At 74.8% G+C, this 15,398-nt stretch carries 14 protein-coding genes; 11 read left to right on the top strand and 3 right to left on the bottom strand.

Annotated elements, in window-relative coordinates:
- Nucleotides 1-49: 49 nt before the first annotated feature.
- The 6 genes from ACFV9M_RS11750 to ACFV9M_RS11725 all read left to right on the top strand — a co-directional run bounded on the left by ACFV9M_RS11750 (nucleotide 50) and on the right by ACFV9M_RS11725 (nucleotide 6,460).
- Complete coding sequence (locus ACFV9M_RS11750) at nucleotides 50-892, top strand: polysaccharide deacetylase family protein (RefSeq protein WP_385073810.1); 843 nt, start codon at nucleotides 50-52, stop codon at nucleotides 890-892.
- Between the two features lie 173 nt (nucleotides 893-1,065).
- Entirely contained in the window at nucleotides 1,066-1,257 is a 192-nt protein-coding gene (locus tag ACFV9M_RS11745) for a hypothetical protein (protein ID WP_385073812.1), read from the top strand.
- A gap of 62 nt (nucleotides 1,258-1,319) precedes the next feature.
- On the top strand, nucleotides 1,320-2,021 hold the full coding sequence (locus ACFV9M_RS11740; protein ID WP_385073815.1) for a peptidyl-tRNA hydrolase: 702 nt from the start codon (nucleotides 1,320-1,322) through the stop codon (nucleotides 2,019-2,021).
- Nucleotides 2,022-2,148: 127 nt separating this feature from the next.
- Complete coding sequence (locus ACFV9M_RS11735) at nucleotides 2,149-3,444, top strand: DUF692 domain-containing protein (RefSeq protein WP_385073818.1); 1,296 nt, start codon at nucleotides 2,149-2,151, stop codon at nucleotides 3,442-3,444.
- A gap of 231 nt (nucleotides 3,445-3,675) precedes the next feature.
- Nucleotides 3,676-4,497: a TIGR04222 domain-containing membrane protein gene (locus tag ACFV9M_RS11730; protein WP_385073821.1), complete on the top strand. Its 822-nt coding sequence runs from the start codon at nucleotides 3,676-3,678 to the stop codon at nucleotides 4,495-4,497.
- A 361-nt stretch (nucleotides 4,498-4,858) separates the two neighbouring features.
- The gene (locus tag ACFV9M_RS11725; protein ID WP_385073823.1) at nucleotides 4,859-6,460 is read left to right on the top strand and encodes an alpha/beta hydrolase; all 1,602 of its coding nucleotides are present in this window, start codon (nucleotides 4,859-4,861) and stop codon (nucleotides 6,458-6,460) included.
- A 73-nt stretch (nucleotides 6,461-6,533) separates the two neighbouring features.
- On the opposite strand, the gene hemQ is transcribed toward ACFV9M_RS11725, so the two are convergent.
- The gene (gene hemQ / locus ACFV9M_RS11720; protein ID WP_385073826.1) at nucleotides 6,534-7,265 is read right to left on the bottom strand and encodes a hydrogen peroxide-dependent heme synthase; all 732 of its coding nucleotides are present in this window, start codon (nucleotides 7,263-7,265) and stop codon (nucleotides 6,534-6,536) included.
- A gap of 5 nt (nucleotides 7,266-7,270) precedes the next feature.
- Nucleotides 7,271-8,770 (bottom strand): protoporphyrinogen oxidase, encoded by a 1,500-nt coding sequence (gene hemG, locus ACFV9M_RS11715; RefSeq protein ID WP_385073829.1) that lies wholly within the window; start codon nucleotides 8,768-8,770, stop codon nucleotides 7,271-7,273.
- A gap of 161 nt (nucleotides 8,771-8,931) precedes the next feature.
- On the opposite strand from hemG, the gene ACFV9M_RS11710 reads away from it, so the two are divergent.
- From ACFV9M_RS11710 to ACFV9M_RS11700, 3 genes are all read left to right on the top strand, one after another.
- Nucleotides 8,932-9,852 carry a DUF4349 domain-containing protein gene (locus ACFV9M_RS11710; RefSeq protein WP_385073832.1) on the top strand — a complete coding sequence of 307 codons (921 nt, stop codon included), beginning with the start codon at nucleotides 8,932-8,934 and terminating at the stop codon, nucleotides 9,850-9,852.
- A 33-nt stretch (nucleotides 9,853-9,885) separates the two neighbouring features.
- Nucleotides 9,886-11,286: an FAD-dependent oxidoreductase gene (locus ACFV9M_RS11705; protein ID WP_385073841.1), complete on the top strand. Its 1,401-nt coding sequence runs from the start codon at nucleotides 9,886-9,888 to the stop codon at nucleotides 11,284-11,286.
- 61 nt (nucleotides 11,287-11,347) lie between these two features.
- Complete coding sequence (locus tag ACFV9M_RS11700) at nucleotides 11,348-12,160, top strand: rhomboid family intramembrane serine protease (protein ID WP_385073835.1); 813 nt, start codon at nucleotides 11,348-11,350, stop codon at nucleotides 12,158-12,160.
- A gap of 1 nt (nucleotide 12,161) precedes the next feature.
- Here ACFV9M_RS11700 and hemE read toward each other — a convergent pair whose 3' ends face one another.
- Nucleotides 12,162-13,229, bottom strand: coding sequence for a uroporphyrinogen decarboxylase (gene hemE, locus ACFV9M_RS11695; protein WP_385073837.1), 1,068 nt, complete (start codon nucleotides 13,227-13,229; stop codon nucleotides 12,162-12,164).
- Nucleotides 13,230-13,382: 153 nt separating this feature from the next.
- Here hemE and ACFV9M_RS11690 point away from each other — a divergent pair, with 153 nt between their 5' ends.
- The gene (locus ACFV9M_RS11690) at nucleotides 13,383-14,051 is read left to right on the top strand and encodes a DUF3000 domain-containing protein (RefSeq protein WP_385073839.1); all 669 of its coding nucleotides are present in this window, start codon (nucleotides 13,383-13,385) and stop codon (nucleotides 14,049-14,051) included.
- A 279-nt stretch (nucleotides 14,052-14,330) separates the two neighbouring features.
- Nucleotides 14,331-14,993, top strand: a complete 663-nt coding sequence (locus ACFV9M_RS11685; protein ID WP_003993737.1) for a response regulator transcription factor — start codon at nucleotides 14,331-14,333, stop codon at nucleotides 14,991-14,993.
- Nucleotides 14,994-15,398: the final 405 nt, after the last annotated feature.

The following is a 15,398-nucleotide window of genomic DNA, read 5'->3' as shown; positions in this document are numbered from 1 at the left end:
CGCACATATTTACACACAATTAGGGGTTCTTCCCTCATAGCGTCACAGGGTGATCGCTCCCGTACGCCGTCTCGCCGCCCTCTGCGTCCTGGGTGCCGCACTCGCCGCCTGCGGCACCGACCAGGCGCCCCGGCCCGCCCGCCCGGCCCCCGCCCCGCCCTCCTCGACACCGACCAGGCCGCCCACACTCGCCCCGGGGCCGGGCGGCCTGGCCTCGGTCTTCTCGCACGCCCCGCGCACCCGCGGCAGGTCCGTCGCCCTCACCTTCGACGCCGACATGACCGCCGACCAGGGCCCGCGGGCGGCCACCGGGGAGCGGTTCGACAACCCGGAGCTGATCACGGCGCTCCGGACGCTGAGGGTGCCGGCCACCGTCTTCATGACGGGCCGGTGGGCCGAGGAGTACCCGGACCAGGCGCGCGCCATCGGCCGCGACCCGCTGTTCGAGGTCGCCAACCACTCCTACAGCCACCACGCCTTCACCGACGACTGCTACGGCCTGCCGACCGTGCCGGAGGACCGGATGCGGGCCGACGTGGAACGGGCGTACGCGGCCTTCCGCGCGGCCGGGATCCCCGACGCGCGGCCCTACTTCCGCTTTCCCGGCGGCTGCTACGACCGGCGCGCACTGCGGGCGGTGAGCGGCACCGGCGTGACCGCCGTGCAGTGGGACGTGGTGGGCGGGGACGCCTTCGCTACGGACGCGGACGCCGTGGCCCGGCAGGTCCTGGAGGGGGTGCGGCCGGGTTCGGTGGTCGTCCTGCACTGCACGCGCAGCGCCGCCCCGGCCACCGAGCGGGCGGTGCGCGCGATCGTGCCCGAGCTGCGCCGGCGCGGCTACCGGTTCGTACGGGTGTCCGAGCTGATCGGCACCGCGCAGGGCCGGCGGTGAACGGGTGCGCGAAGGGACTGCGGCGGGCGGGCCGCGGTGAGCGGGCCCGTGGTGAGCGGGCCCGTGGTGAAAGGGCCCGTGGTGAAAGGGCCCGTGGTGAAAGGGCCCGTGGTGAAAGGGCCCGTGGTGAAAGGGCCCGTGGTGAAAGGGCCGCGCTCTCGTACGCTGGAGTCATGAGCGACGACGACGGCGACACCGGCTACTGCCTGATCGACGCGACGCGGCCGCCGCGGGCCGACGGACCGCCGTACGCCGAGTGCGTGCTGTGCCGCGAGCCGACGGAGTACCCGGAGTCGTACAAGGGGATCACGCTATGCCCCGTCTGCGAGTGGCAGGAGGCGCAGCGCACGGCCTGCTCGGGCTGAGCGGCTGAGCGGGCTGAGCGGGCGGCTCGGGACGGCCCGCGGGGGTCGAGTACCCTGCGCCCGTGAGTGAGAGTCCCTTCCAGGCCGAGCCGAACCCGCGCGACGAGGCCCCCCAGTTCGTGCTGCCCCTCGTCGTCCGTCTGGAGCGGGCCGAGCCGCCCGCCCGCACCGACGCGCTGGAGACCGCCGCCCGGGCGGTGCTCGTGCTGCTGAGCGACGAGCGCTCCACCGGCGACGGGGAGTGGGCCGAGTCCGTGCGGGACTGGCAGGACGCCCGGATCCGGAAGGTCGTGCGGCGGGCCCGGGGCGCCGAGTGGCGGCGGGCCGGGGCGCTGCCCGGGATCACGGTGACCGGGAAGGCGGCCGAGGTGCGGGTGTTCCCGCCGGTGCCGCTGGACGGCTGGCCGAAGGAGCTGGCGAAGCTCCAGGTGTCGGGGACCGAGCTCGACGATCCGCAGGCGCCGGCGGAGGCGGATCCGGGGCTGCCGGTGCTCTGGATGAGCCCCGAGGTGCAGATGTCGGCGGGCAAGGCGATGGCGCAGGCCGGGCACGGCGCGCAGCTCGCCTGGTGGGAGCTGTCGCCGCAGGAGCGGGCGGCCTGGCGCGCGGCGGGGTTCGCGCTCGCCGTGCGCACCGCGCGTCCGGAGCGGTGGCGGGAGCTGACGGCGAGCGGGCTGCCGGTGGTGCGGGACGCCGGGTTCACCGAGATCGCGCCCGGCAGCTGCACGGTGGTCGCCGACCATCCCGCCCTCCGCCGGCCGTAGGGCCTGTCGTCGTCCACCCGTCCGAACCTCAAATGTTGCTCTGAAGCGGGGCGGCGGGCGGTTCGGGCCGGGGCGAGGGGGCGATATCCCCGTCACCACGGAGGGGGACCGGACGGAGGAGGGGACCATGACACGGCTCGGAACGGGGATCGGCTGGCGGCCGGAGATCGCGGACGCGGTGGAGCGGATGCCGGGCATCGACTGGGTCGAGGCCGTCGCCGAGAACATCTGCCCCGGCCACCTCCCCGACTCCCTGCTACGGCTGCGCGAGCGCGGGGTCACGGTCGTCCCGCACGGCGTCTCGCTCGGCCTCGGCGGCGCGGACCGGCCCGACGAGGGACGGCTGACGGCACTCGCCGAGCGGGCGGAGGCGCTGGGCTCCCCGCTGGTCACCGAGCACATCGCGTTCGTACGGGCGGGCGGCCCGCTGACCGCCTCCGCACCGCTGGAGGCCGGGCACCTGCTGCCGGTGCCGCGCACCCGTGACAGCCTCGACGTGCTGTGCGAGAACGTGCGCATCGCGCAGCGGGCGCTGCCGGTGCCGCTCGCCGTCGAGAACATCGCCGCTCTTCTCGCCTGGCCCGGCGAGGAGATGACGGAGGGCCAGTTCCTGTACGAACTGGCCGACCGCACCGGCGTACGCCTGCTCATCGACGTGGCCAACCTGCACACCAACCACGTCAACCGCGGCGAGGACCCGGCCGAGGCGCTCGCCGAACTGCCGCTGGAGGCCATCGCGTACGTCCATGTCGCGGGCGGCTTCGAGCGGGACGGCGTCTGGCACGACAGCCACGCCCACCCGGTGCCCCGCCCCGTCCTCGACATCCTGAGCGACCTCACCTCCCGGGTGACACCGCCCGGCGTGCTGCTGGAGCGCGACGAGAACTTCCCCGAACCGGCCGAGCTGGAGCGGGAACTGGCGTCGATCCGGCAGGCCGTGGAGGCGGGCACCCGGACCCGGAGCGCTCCTCCCGGCGGGACGGCGCCCGTCGGCGTGCGCGCCGCCGGCGCCGTACCGGACACGACCCGTCGGCGGCTCGGTCTCGTGCAGACCGCCCTGCTCTCCGCCCTGGTCGCCGGAACCCCGGCCCCCGAGGGCTTCGACCGGGTGCGGATCGGCGTCCAGGCGCGGGCCCTGGCCGCCAAGCGGGCCGACGTGGTGGCCAAGGTGGCCCCGGAGCTGCCGTTGATCCTCGGCGGCGGATACCGGGCCGCGTTCGTGGCGTACGCCCAGGGCCGTCCGCTGCGCGGCGGGTACCGGCGGGACGCGCTGGACTTCGCGGAACAGGTGCTGCTGGACGGGCCGCCGATGCGGGAGCGGGCCCGGCGGGAGCTGCGCGGGTGGTGGCTGGACCGGTCGGGACCGGCGCCGCGGCCCCGGTCGCGGTGGACGCGGATGGGACGGTCGCTGATCCGGCGGTGAAACGGCGGCGCCGACGGTGGAACGGCGGGGGACCGGCGGGGGACCGGCGGGGGACCGGCGGGGGACCGGCGGGGGACCGGCGGGGGACCGGCGCGGGACCGGCGCGGGACCGGCGCGGGACCGGCGGGACCGGCGGGACGAAAGGAAACGGAACGTCACAGACCGACAACGCTCGGTCCGGATCGTGAACAAGGCATGGCGTTCCCTGTGCGTCTGGCATAGAAACGCGGCATGTTCTGGGTCCTTCTCCTCCTCGTGGCCTGGGCCGTCGCCGGTACGGCGTGCACCCGGCTGTGCCTGGCCGCCGTACGGGTGGCGGCCGTCGACGTGGACGCGGGTCAGGACCATGACCTGACGCTGTACGAGGCGGCGTTCCTCTCCGGGGGCCCGAGCCGGGTGGCCGACCTCACCCTGGTCTCCATGGCGCGGCAGCGGCGGCTGCTGCTCGCCCACACCGGCTGGGCGACCGTCGTGGACCCGCGCGGACGCGACGAGATGGAGCGGTCGGTCATCGGGGCCATCGGGCCGGAGGGGCAGTCCCCCATCGCGCCGGTGCGGGCCGCCGCGGCCGCGGCGGACTCGGTGCGCGGCCTCGCCGACCGGCTGGTCGGCGCCGGCCTCGCCGTGCCCGACGGGGCACGCACTACGGTCGCGGCCGGGGTGCGGCAGGTGCGGGCCGCCGCCGGGGCGACGCTCGCGCTGGGGGCCGCGGCGCTGCTGACGCCCGTCCCCCCGGACATGCCGCGCGGCCTGGTCGCGCTCTGGTTCGCGCTGCCCCTGGCGCTCACCCTGGGCTGTCTGGCCATAGCCCGGGTCGAGGTGCACCCGTACTCCCGCTGGGCCTCCCCGGCCGGTCAGCGCCTGCTGGGCGCGCTGGCGCGCCACGCGGACGGCGCCGGAGCGGGCACGGGCGACGGCACGGGCGACGACCGCACCTACCTGACCTGCGTCGCCGTCCGCGGGATCCGCGCGGTCGGCGAGCCGGACCTGCGGGCGGCCTTCGGCCATCGCGAGCCGTACGGGCGGATCCAGGGCCAGGGCCAGGGCCTGTAGTCGGACTCCGTCGTCCGCCCGAAGGACCGAGGTTCGAAGCCGGACTCCCCCGTCACACGAGGGACCGAGACCCGCAGCGCATGACTCCCCCCGTCACCCGACGGACCGAGACCCAAAGCCGGACTCCCGCCGTCGCCCGACGGACCGAAACCCAAAACCGGACTCCCCCCGTCACCCGACGGACCGAGACCCAAAACCGGACTCCCGCCGTCGCCCGGAGGGCCCGGGCGAACGGGGCGCATCCGAGTTCCGGGCGGCGCACACGGGGCATTGGCGCCGACACCCCCGGCCGGTGCTTGCCTTCCCCAACCCGCGCACCAAACATCCCTTTTGTCGCCGCCGTGCACCGAAGGGACACGCGATGAGAGCTGCCGCCCTCTACCCGGCCGCCGGAGCCCTGCTCCTGACCACCCTCTCCGCCGCTCCCGCGGGCGGTGCCCCGAGTGCCGTCGCCGGCTCGGGCGTCGCGCTCGCCGCCGCGCGCGCCGCGCAGGAGGGCATCGTCTTCGGGAAGTGCTCCGGCGTCCCCGACGCACCGAGCGGCGTGCAGTGCGGCACGGTCACCGTCCCGCTCGACTACGCGCAGCCCGACGGCAAGCAGATCCGGCTGACCGTCAGCCGCGCGCGGGCCACCCAGCGCGACCCGCGCAACGACAAGCGCCGGGTGCCCCGGCAGGGCGCGCTGGTCTTCAACCCGGGCGGACCGGGCGTCTCCGGCCTGCCCTTCCCGATGGCCGCGGGGCTGCCGGCGTGGAAGCGCATCGCGGCCGCGTACGACCTCGTCGGCTACGAGCCCCGCGGGGTCGGCCGCTCGGCGCCGCTGACCTGCCAGGAGCCCCGGCACTTCGTCAAGGCCCCGTCCCCGTCGCCCACGCACCCCTCGGAGTCCTACAAGCAGGAGCGCATCGCGCAGGCGAAGGCCTACGCGCGCGGCTGCGCCGAGCGGGCGGGCGGCGCCCTGCGCCACTACACCTCCCTCAACAACGCCCGTGACCTGGACGTCGTGCGGGCCGCGCTCGGCGAGGACCGGCTGACCTTCATGGGCGCGTCGTACGGCACCTACTTCGGGGCGCTGTACGCCACGCTGTTCCCGGGGCACGTGCGGCGGATGGTGTTCGACGCGGCGGTGAACCCGGACCCCGCGCAGGTCTGGTACCGCAACAACCTCGCCCAGTCGGTGGCGTTCGAGAGCCGCTGGACGGACTTCCGGGAGTGGGTCGCGCGCCACGACGACGTGTACGAGCTGGGCGACACCCCGCAGCGGGTGCTGCGCAGCTACGAGCGTGCGCGGGCGAGACTGGCCGCGGAGCCGGCCGGCGGGACGGTCGGGCCGGGGCAGTTGCAGGCCGCCTTCCTCCAGGCCGGGTACTACGACGACTACTGGCCGTCCCGCGCCCACGCCCTGTCGGCCTACCTGAACGGCGACCCGAAGCCGCTCGTCGCACTGGCCGCGCCGGTGCGGGAGGCCGCCGCCGCGGCGGAGAACTCCCACGCCGTCTACACGGCCGTGGAGTGCAACGACGCGCCTTGGCCGACGGACTTCCGGGTGTGGGACCAGGACAACACGCGGATCGCGCGCGTGGCGCCGTTCGAGACCTGGGACAACGTGTGGGCGAACCTGCCGTGCGCCTACTGGCAGGCGCCCCGGCAGCAGCCGCTGGACGTGCGGACCGGACCGGGCGAGCTGCCGCCGACGCTGATCCTGGCCGCCGAGCGGGACGCCGCCGCGCCCTACGACGGGGCCCTGGAGATGCAGCGGCGCCTGTCGGGCTCGGTGCTGGTGACGGAGCGGGACGCCGGCACGCACGGCATCGCCGGCGGCCCGAACCGCTGTGTCAACGGCCACGTGGAGGCGTACCTGCTGGAAGGGCGACTGCCGGTGCGGCGCGCGGCCTGCGCGGCGCGCCCGGAGCCGGCGCCGGCGGACCACCCCGCGCGGGAGGCCGCCCGGGAGAAGAGCTGACCGGAAGGCCCGACGGAGGACTTGGTCCCGAAGGCCCGGTCGGTCTGTGTGCCGGCCGGGCCTTCGGCGTGTGTCAGGCGAGGCCGGCGACCAGGTCGGCCACCGACTTGCGGCGTCCCGTGTAGAACGGGACCTCCTCGCGGACGTGGCGGCGGGCCTCCGAGGCGCGCAGGTGGCGCATGAGGTCGACGATGCGGTACAGCTCGTCCGCCTCGAACGCCAGGATCCACTCGTAGTCGCCGAGCGAGAACGAGGCGACCGTGTTGGCGCGGACGTCCGGGTAGCCGCGGGCCATCTTGCCGTGGTCGGCGAGCATGCGGCGGCGGTCCTCGTCGGGCAGCAGGTACCAGTCGTAGGAGCGCACGAACGGGTAGACGCTGACGTAGTCGCGGGGCGTCTCGTCGGCGAGGAACGCCGGGATGTGCGAGCGGTTGAACTCGGCGGGGCGGTGCAGCGCCATGTTCGACCAGACCGGCTCCAGCGCGCGGCCCAGCCTGGTCCGGCGGAAGAGGTTGTACGCCTCCTGGAGCTGGTCGCTGGTCTCGGCGTGCCACCAGATCATGAGGTCGGCGTCGGCGCGCAGACCGGACACGTCGTAGGTGCCGCGGACCGTGACGTCCTTGGCGGCGAGCTGGTCGAACAGCTCCTGGACCTCGTCGGCGTAGCCGGAGCGGTCCTCGGGCAGCGCGTCCTTCAGCCGGAAGACGGACCACAGCGTGTAGCGGATGACCTCGTTGAGGTCCTTGGCCAGCTTGCCCTTGTTCGGGATCCTGCCGGGCTCGGTGGTGGGGGCGTCGTCACTCATGGCACTCATTCTCCCGCTCCGCCGTGCAGGCTCTGCACCGGGTGGGCGGTGAGCTCCTGCACACCGCGTGCGTCGCCGCCGATCCGGTCGGCCGCCGCGTGCGCGCTCGCGATACAGGCGGGGACGCCGACGCCGTCGTACGGGGCGCCGCAGACGGCGAGGCCGGGGAGCTTGGCGACGTGTTCCCGGAGGCGGGCCACGCGCGCGTGGTGGCCGACCGGGTACTGGGGCAGGCCGTCGGTCCAGCGGGTGACGCGGGTCGCCAGGGGCGTGGCGGTGAGACCGGTGGCCGCCGCGAGGTCCCGCCGGGAGACGGCTACGAGGTCGGCGTCCTCCCGCTGGAGGATCTCCGTCTCGCCGTACCGCCCGACGGAGGTGCGCACCACGAGCACGTCCGGGTCCTCGTCGGCGATCCAGCCCCACTTGTGGGAGGCGAACGTGGACGCCTTGATGGTGCGGCCGTCGACGGGCGGCACGAGGAAGCCGCTGCCCTCGGGCAGGGCCGCCTCGGAGCGGCGGTAGGCGAGGGTGATCAGGGCCATGGAGGCGTACTCGACGGCGCGCAGTCCGGCGGCGGCCTCGGGGGACTCGGCGGCCAGCAGCGCCGCCGCGGCGGACGCGGGCACGGCGACGACCACGGCGTCTGCGTGCAGCACCCGGTCCCCGGCGACCACCCGCCAGGCCCGGCCCGGCCCGTCCGCCCGCGCGCCGCCGGACGGGTCCTCCGGCGCGGTGGTCCTGCGCAGCTCCGTCACCGGCGCGCCGGTCACGATCTCGCCGCCCCGCGCGCGGACCGACTCCGCGACCGCGAGCGGCAGCCGGCCCACACCGCCCGCGATGCCCAGGAACACCGGGCCGGTCTGCGGGTTCGCGGTGGCCTTCGCCTGAATCTCGCGGACGGCCCCGGTGAGCGAGGTGTGGGTGCGCGCCGCCTGGAAGAGCTGGGGGACGGCCGAGCGCATCGAGATGCGGTAGGCGTCACCGGCGTAGACCCCGCCGAGCAGCGGCTCGACCAGGCGGTCGACGACCTCGCGGCCCAGCCGCGCCGCCACGTACTCACCGACGGCCACGTCCTCGCCGACCTCCGTGCGCGGCAGGTCGGCGTCCCGTTCGATGCGGGCGAGGCCCTCGTCGGAGAGCAGGCCGTCCAGGGCGGCGGCGGTGCCCGGTACCCCCATGACGTGGCCCTTGGGCATGGGGCGCAGGGCGCCCCGGGTCCAGATCGAGGCCGTGGCGGTGGCCGGCGGCTGGAGGTGGTCGGCGAGACCCACCGCGCGCGCGAGGGCGACCGCCTCGGGGCGGCGGGCCAGCAGGGACTCGGCGCCGAGGTCGACCCGGACGCCGGCGATCTCGCCGGGCAGCAGCTTGCCGCCGACCCGGTCGGACGCCTCCAGCACGGTCACACGCGCGCCCCGCTCCAGCAGCCGGTGGGCGGCGGCCAGGCCGGCGATCCCGGCTCCGATGACGACGACGTGCTGCCCCGCAGCCGTACCCGTTGCGCTCATGCCCCCACTCTCTCAGACCCCACTGACACGCCGGCCGCGCCCCGGTGTCCTTCCCGCGTCCCGACCGTGACCTCATCGGAACCGTCCGCCCCCAACGTCCGGCCCCGCCCCGGCGTCGAAGAGACGTCAGTGGTTCCACGACCCTCGGGGGGTACGCCCAGATGCGCATTCGACGTTCCGTACGGCCGGTCCACACGCTGGCCGGCATCCTGCTCGCCGCCGCGGTCGCGCTCACCGGGTGCAGCGGCGCGGACGACACGGGGGCCGCGAGCTCCGCGGCCGACAAGGCGGCCGTCGGGGACGCCGGCGCCGCCGAGGCCGCCGGGGAGGGCGCGGGCGACTCCAAGCCCGCCGCGGCGCCGACCCTGCCCGTGGAGCACGTGATCCGCACCGCGTCCCTGACCGTGCAGGTCGAGGACGTGTCCGAGTCCCTCGGCGAGGCCCGCACCACCACCGAGAACGCCGGCGGCTACATCGGGGACGAGACCACCACCCGGGACGAGGACGGCGCCGAGCACACCCGGGTCGTGCTGCGCGTGCCGGTCGAACGGTACGACGACGTCCTCACCGGCCTCCAGGGCACGGGCAGGCTGCTGGAGCGCACCGCCAAGGCGCAGGACGTCACCGACCAGGTCGTCGACGTCGACAGCCGCATCACCTCGCAGCGCGCCAGCGTCGCCCGGATCCGGGAGCTGATGAACCGGGCCACCGAGCTGAGCGACGTCGTCACCCTGGAGGGCGAGCTGAGCAGCCGGGAGGCCGACCTGGAGGCGCTGCTCGCCCGGCAGGCGTCGCTGAAGGACCGCACCGGCATGGCCACCATCACGCTGACCCTCGCCGAGAAGCCGGTGGCGGACGAGGCGAAGGACGACGACCCCGGGTTCCTGGACGCGCTCGCGGGCGGCTGGGGCGCGTTCGTGGCGGTGCTGCGCTGGATCGCCCTCGTGTTCGGCGCGGTGCTGCCGTTCGCCGCGGTGGCCCTGGTGCTCGTCCTGGTGTGGCTGCGGCTGCGGCGCAGCCGACGCCGGACCCAGCCGGACGGACCCGGGCAGGGACCCGGGCAGGGACCCGGGCAGGACTGAAGTACCGCCCGCCCGTAGCGTGTTCGCATGAGCATGAGCGAGAGCGCGCGCCGGGGCGGGCAGGGCCGGGAGCGGCTGGTGGTGATCGGCGGGGACGCCGCGGGCATGTCCGCGGCGTCCCAGGCCCGCCGGCTGAAGGGGCCCGAGGAGCTGGAGATCGTGGCCTTCGAACGCGGCCACTTCACGTCCTACTCCGCCTGCGGCATCCCGTACTGGGTGGGCGGCGACGTCCGCGAACGGGACGACCTGGTCGCGCGCACCCCGCGGGAGCACCGCGCGCGCGGGATCGAGGTGCGCCTGCGCACGGAGGTCACCGAGATCGACCCGGCCCGGCAGGCGGTACGCGCGCGTGACGTCGATTCCGGGGCCGAGTCCTGGACGGCGTACGACAAGCTCGTCATCGCGACCGGCGCCCGGCCGGTCCGGCCGGACATGCCGGGCGTCGACGCCGAGGGCGTGCACGGGGTGCAGACGCTGGACGACGGGCAGGAGCTGCTCGACACGCTCACGCGCGCGCGGGGCACGCGCGCGGTGGTGGTCGGCGCGGGATACATCGGCGTGGAGATGGCCGAGGCGCTCATCAAGCGCGGCTTCCGGGTGACGGTGGTCAACCGAGGCAGCGAGCCGATGTCGACGCTCGACCCGGACATGGGCCGGCTGGTGCGCGAGGCCATGGAGGACCTGGGCGTCACCATGGTCGACGACGCCCAGGTCACCGAGCTGGCGACCGGCGCGGACGGCCGGGTGCGGGCGGTCGTCACCGAGGACGCCGAGTACCCGGCGGACGTGGTGGTCCTGGGCATCGGTGTCCGTCCCGAGACCGCGCTCGCCGAGGCCGCCGGGCTCCCCCTGGGCGTCCACGGCGGTCTGCTCACCGACCGGGCGATGCGGGTGCGCGGGCAGGAGAACGTCTGGGCGGGCGGCGACTGCGTCGAGGTCCTCGACCTGGTCTCCGGCCAGGAGCGCCACATCCCCCTCGGCACCCACGCCAACAAGCACGGCCAGGTCATCGGCACCAACGTCGGCGGCGGCTACGCCACCTTCCCCGGCGTCGTCGGCACGGCCGTCAGCAAGGTCTGCGACCTGGAGATCGCCCGCACGGGGCTGCGCGAGAAGGACGCGCGCAGGGCCGGACTGCGGTACGAGACGGTCGTCGTCGAGTCCACCAGCCGCGCCGGCTACTACCCCGGCGCCTCCCCCATGACGGTCAAGATGCTCGCCGAGCACCGCACGGGCCGCCTCCTCGGCGTCCAGATCGTCGGCAGGGAGGGCGCGGGCAAGCGCGTCGACATCGCCGCGGTCGCCCTCACCGCGGGCATGACGGTGGAGCAGATGACCGCCCTGGACCTGGGCTACGCCCCGCCGTTCAGCCCGGTGTGGGATCCGGTGCTGGTAGCGGCACGCAAGGCAGCGGCGAAGGTGCGGGCCTCGTAGGCGTGCGGCGGAGCGCCCGCGTTCACCGATTCACCGAACGGATCGGGGGCAGAAGTCCCTTGTGGTCATCCCCGTCCATGACGTGAACCCCGCGCGCCGTACCCCGGTGGTGACGTACGCGCTGATCGCCACGAACGTCTTCGTGTTCCTCTTCATGCCCGGCCTGTCCGGCTCCATGGCCGGCGACAGCACCCTGGCGCAGACGTGTCATCTGCACGCCTTCCTGGAACACTACGCGGCCGTGCCCTACGAGCTGATGCACGATCGGCTGCCCCGGCTCGTCCCCACCGGGGAGGTGCGCGACGGCGGCTGCGCGCTCGGTCCGCCCGGGTACGACAAGTCCCCGGTACTGAGCGTCTTCACCGCGCTGTTCCTGCACGGCGGCTGGCTGCACCTGCTGGGCAACATGCTGTTCCTGATGATCTTCGGCAACAACATCGAGGACCGCATGGGGCACGTCCGCTTCGCGCTGTTCTACGTCGCCTGCGGCTACGCGGCGTCGTACGGCTTCGCCCTGGTGAACGCCGACTCGACGGACCCGCTGATCGGCGCGTCGGGGGCGATCGCGGGGGTGCTGGGCGCCTATCTGGTGCTGTATCCGAAGGCCCGGGTGTGGGTCCTCGTGCCGTTGCTGGTCTTCCTGCCGCTGAGGCTGCCGGCCTGGCTGGTGCTGGGCTTCTGGTTCGTGCTCCAGGCGGTGTACTCCTCCGGCGAGGGCGTCTTCGAGGCGGGCACCGTCGCCTACGCGGCGCACATCGTGGGCTTCCTCGCGGGCATGCTGCTCGCCTGGCCGCTCAAGGCGGGCACGCCCCCGCCGCCGGAGCCGCGCGGCCTGCTGTTCGGCAGGCGGGCCCGGCCCCGGCAGACGTGGTGAGTCAGCGGGCCGTCCGCGTGTGGACGTACTCCACGAGCCGGGTCAGCGCGTCCGGGTCGGTGGAGGGCATGACGCCGTGGCCGAGGTTGAAGACGTGGCCCTCCAGACCGGCGGCCGCGTCCAGCACCTCGCGGGTCTTCGCCTCGACCGCCTCCGTGGTGGCGAACAGGACCGTCGGGTCGAGGTTGCCCTGGAGCGCCTTGCCGGGGCCGACGCGGCGGGCGGCCTCGTCGAGCGGCACGCGCCAGTCGACGCCGACGACGTCCGCGCCGGCCTCGCCCATGAGGTTCAGCAGCTCTCCGGTGCCGACGCCGAAGTGGATGCGCGGGACGCCGTACCCGGCGACGGCGTCGAACACCTTCGCCGAGGCGGGCATCACGCTGCGGCGGTAGTCGGCCGGGGAGAGGGCGCCCGCCCAGGAGTCGAACAGCTGGACCGCGCTCGCGCCCGCCTCGATCTGCACCTTCAGGAACGCCGCGGTGATCTCGGCGAGCCGGTCCAGCAGGTCGGCCCAGAGCTCGGGGTCGCCGTACATCATCGCCTTGGCGTTCTCGTACGTGCGCGAGGGGCCGCCCTCGACGAGGTAGCTCGCGAGGGTGAAAGGCGCGCCGGCGAAGCCGATGAGGGGGGTCGGGCCGAGCTCGCGGGTGAGCAGTCCGATCGCCTCGGTGACGTAGGAGACGTCCTCGGGGGTGAGGTCGCGCAGCCGGGCGAGGTCGGCGCGGGTGCGGACGGGCTGTTCGACGACCGGGCCGACGCCGGGCTTGATGTCGAGGTCGAGGCCGATCGCCTTGAGCGGGACGACGATGTCGCTGAAGTAGATCGCCGCGTCCACGTCGTGCCGGCGCACCGGCTGGAGGGTGATCTCGGTGACCAGCTCGGGCCGCATGCAGGACTCGAGCATCGGGACGCCCTCGCGGACCTTGCGGTACTCCGGCAGGGAGCGCCCGGCCTGCCGCATGAACCACACGGGCGTGTGGGGGACGGGTTCGCGCCTGCACGCCTTGAGGAAGGGGCTGTCGTACGTCGCTGTCGGCTGCCGGCCGGCGGGGCTCTCGTTCACGCTCACGACGGCAAGTCTCGCACGCCGCCGCGGCCGGTGGAGCCGCCCCCTGCCGGGTCCGCGGACCGTGCGCCTGTTCGCCCAGCGCGCACCCGCCGGGGCCCCGCGCACGGGTGTCTTGCCCTGCGCGAAGCCGCCGTTCCCCTTAATCTTCCCCGCATGGCTGCGGCTCAGGGACGACTGTCGGACGGCACGGGCGGGATGGACGACGCGAACGGGGAGGACCGGGACGGGGGCGGGTCGGCACCGCCGGTCTTCCGGGCCGCCGTCGACGCGCTGAGGGCCGCGCGGCTGCGGCCGCAGATCGAGGTGGAGCCGACACCGGCCCCGCAGCGGCTCGCCCCCTACGCGTACGCGCTGGAGGCGACGGTGGTGGACGGCGACCAGGACCTGGCCGACGGCCGGCTGGTGCTGCTGCACGACCCGGCCGGGCACGAGGCCTGGCACGGCACCTTCCGGCTGGTGACCCTGGTGCGGGCCGAACTGGAGGCCGAGATGGCCGTCGACCCGCTGCTGCCGGAGGTGTGCTGGTCGTGGCTGACGGGCGCGCTCCAGGCGCGCGGGCTGACGTACGGGGAGCCGAGCGGGACCGTCACGCGGGCGAGTTCGCACTACTTCGGCGGGCTGGCGGAGCGCCCGGCGACCTCGCAGATCGAGATCCGGGCCTCCTGGACGCCCCGCGAGGGCCTGGGCGGGGTTCCGGACACGGGCGGGCATCTGGCGTCCTGGTGCGATCTGCTGGCCCAGGTCGCGGGGCTGCCGCCGGCCGGGCCGGGGGACGCGTCGGTGGTGACGCTGCCGCAGCGGCGCGGCCCGCAGTCGCGCTGACCGCGCCGATCACACCTCCAGGTACCTCGTTCGGCCGCCTCCATGACCGTCTCTTTGTCGATACGGCCACTTTCGATCTCATACGGCACCCACCCAAACCGACTCGATCTTCGGATGATCGATCGCGTGTCCGAATTGCACAGATTGTTACTCACTAGATCGTGATCATTCTCTAAAGGACCCCGGGTTCGCTGCCGAAGACGACTGTGACCTTGAAAGCACGGTTCCCCCCGGCTTCATCCCCACGAGCCGGCCCCGTCCCGCACCCCAGGAGGCCTGGTGTCCGTTCTCCTCGAGCAGCCCGCAAGCCTGGTCGCCTACCGCCCGAACAAGCCCACCGCCATGGTGGTCGTGGCCGATCCTCGCGTCCGCTCCACCGTCACCCGCCATCTGTGGGCGCTCGGTGTGCGCGATGTCATCGAGGCCTCGTCCATCGCGGAGGCTCGTCCCCGCATCGGCAACCCCCGAGATATCTGCGTCGCCGACGTCCACCTGCCCGACGGCTCCGGCCTCACCCTGCTGTCGGAGACCCGCGCCGCGGGCTGGCCCAACGGGCTCGCCCTCTCCGCGGCCGACGACATCGGCGCCGTGCGCAACGCCCTCGCGGGCGGTGTGAAGGGCTATGTGGTCACCGGCACCCGCACCAACGTCGGGCTCCCCACCCGGCCCGGTGCCGCCCCCATCGGCGCGGCCGCCGCCCGCCTCCACCGCCGCCCCCCGGGTGCCCCGAGCCACCCGGGCGGCTACCGCGAGCTGTCCGGCCGCGAGGTGGAGGTGCTGCGGCTGGTCGCCGAGGGCCAGTCGAACAAGGCCATCGGCGTCTCGATGGGCCTGTCCGCGCTGACCGTCAAGAGCCACCTCGCCCGCATCGCCCGCAAGCTCGGCACGGGCGACCGCGCCGGCATGGTGGCGGTCGCCCTGCGGACCGGGATCATCCACTGACCCCGGTCGGCCGTCTGACCCCGGTCCGCTGACCCCGGTCGGCCGCCTGACCCCGGTCCACTGACCCCGGTCGGCCGCCTGACCCCGGTCCGCCGCCGCTGTCACCGCCGATCACCGCCCCGATTCCCGTCACGATCCGTCCCGAGCCCCACGATCCACGCCGCCCCGATCCCCCGCCCCTCCCCCGCCCCTCGCCCGCCCGGCCGCCCCGTTCCGCGCCCGCGCGCCCTCACCGCCCCCTGGAGCCCATCGCCGGGACCGCGCGTCCCGGCCGCCGGGCCTGTCCGGTTTACGACCCTGCGGCGCCCCCCGCCGGAACCTTCCGTCGGGGGGCGCCCGGCACACCCGGGTACCCGTGGAAGGGGACCCCCGCCCCACAAACCCCAGGCGCCCGCGCACGGGGAA

This window comes from Streptomyces sp. NPDC059895, assembly GCF_042731035.1.
In the GTDB taxonomy this organism is placed as follows: domain Bacteria; phylum Actinomycetota; class Actinomycetes; order Streptomycetales; family Streptomycetaceae; genus Streptomyces.
The sequence above is the reverse complement of the archived record's forward strand: the minus strand, read 5'-3'. Positions and strand labels throughout refer to the sequence as shown.

Coding starts and splice junctions, on each gene's coding strand:
- ACFV9M_RS11735 (WP_385073818.1), top strand. CDS start 2,149: ATGACACGGCTCGGAACGGGGATCGGCTGGCGGCCGGAGATCGCGGAC.
- hemQ (WP_385073826.1), bottom strand. CDS start 7,265: ATGAGTGACGACGCCCCCACCACCGAGCCCGGCAGGATCCCGAACAAG.
- ACFV9M_RS11710 (WP_385073832.1), top strand. CDS start 8,932: ATGCGCATTCGACGTTCCGTACGGCCGGTCCACACGCTGGCCGGCATC.
- hemG (WP_385073829.1), bottom strand. CDS start 8,770: ATGAGCGCAACGGGTACGGCTGCGGGGCAGCACGTCGTCGTCATCGGA.
- ACFV9M_RS11730 (WP_385073821.1), top strand. CDS start 3,676: ATGTTCTGGGTCCTTCTCCTCCTCGTGGCCTGGGCCGTCGCCGGTACG.
- ACFV9M_RS11690 (WP_385073839.1), top strand. CDS start 13,383: ATGGCTGCGGCTCAGGGACGACTGTCGGACGGCACGGGCGGGATGGAC.
- ACFV9M_RS11705 (WP_385073841.1), top strand. CDS start 9,886: ATGAGCGAGAGCGCGCGCCGGGGCGGGCAGGGCCGGGAGCGGCTGGTG.
- ACFV9M_RS11745 (WP_385073812.1), top strand. CDS start 1,066: ATGAGCGACGACGACGGCGACACCGGCTACTGCCTGATCGACGCGACG.
- ACFV9M_RS11725 (WP_385073823.1), top strand. CDS start 4,859: ATGAGAGCTGCCGCCCTCTACCCGGCCGCCGGAGCCCTGCTCCTGACC.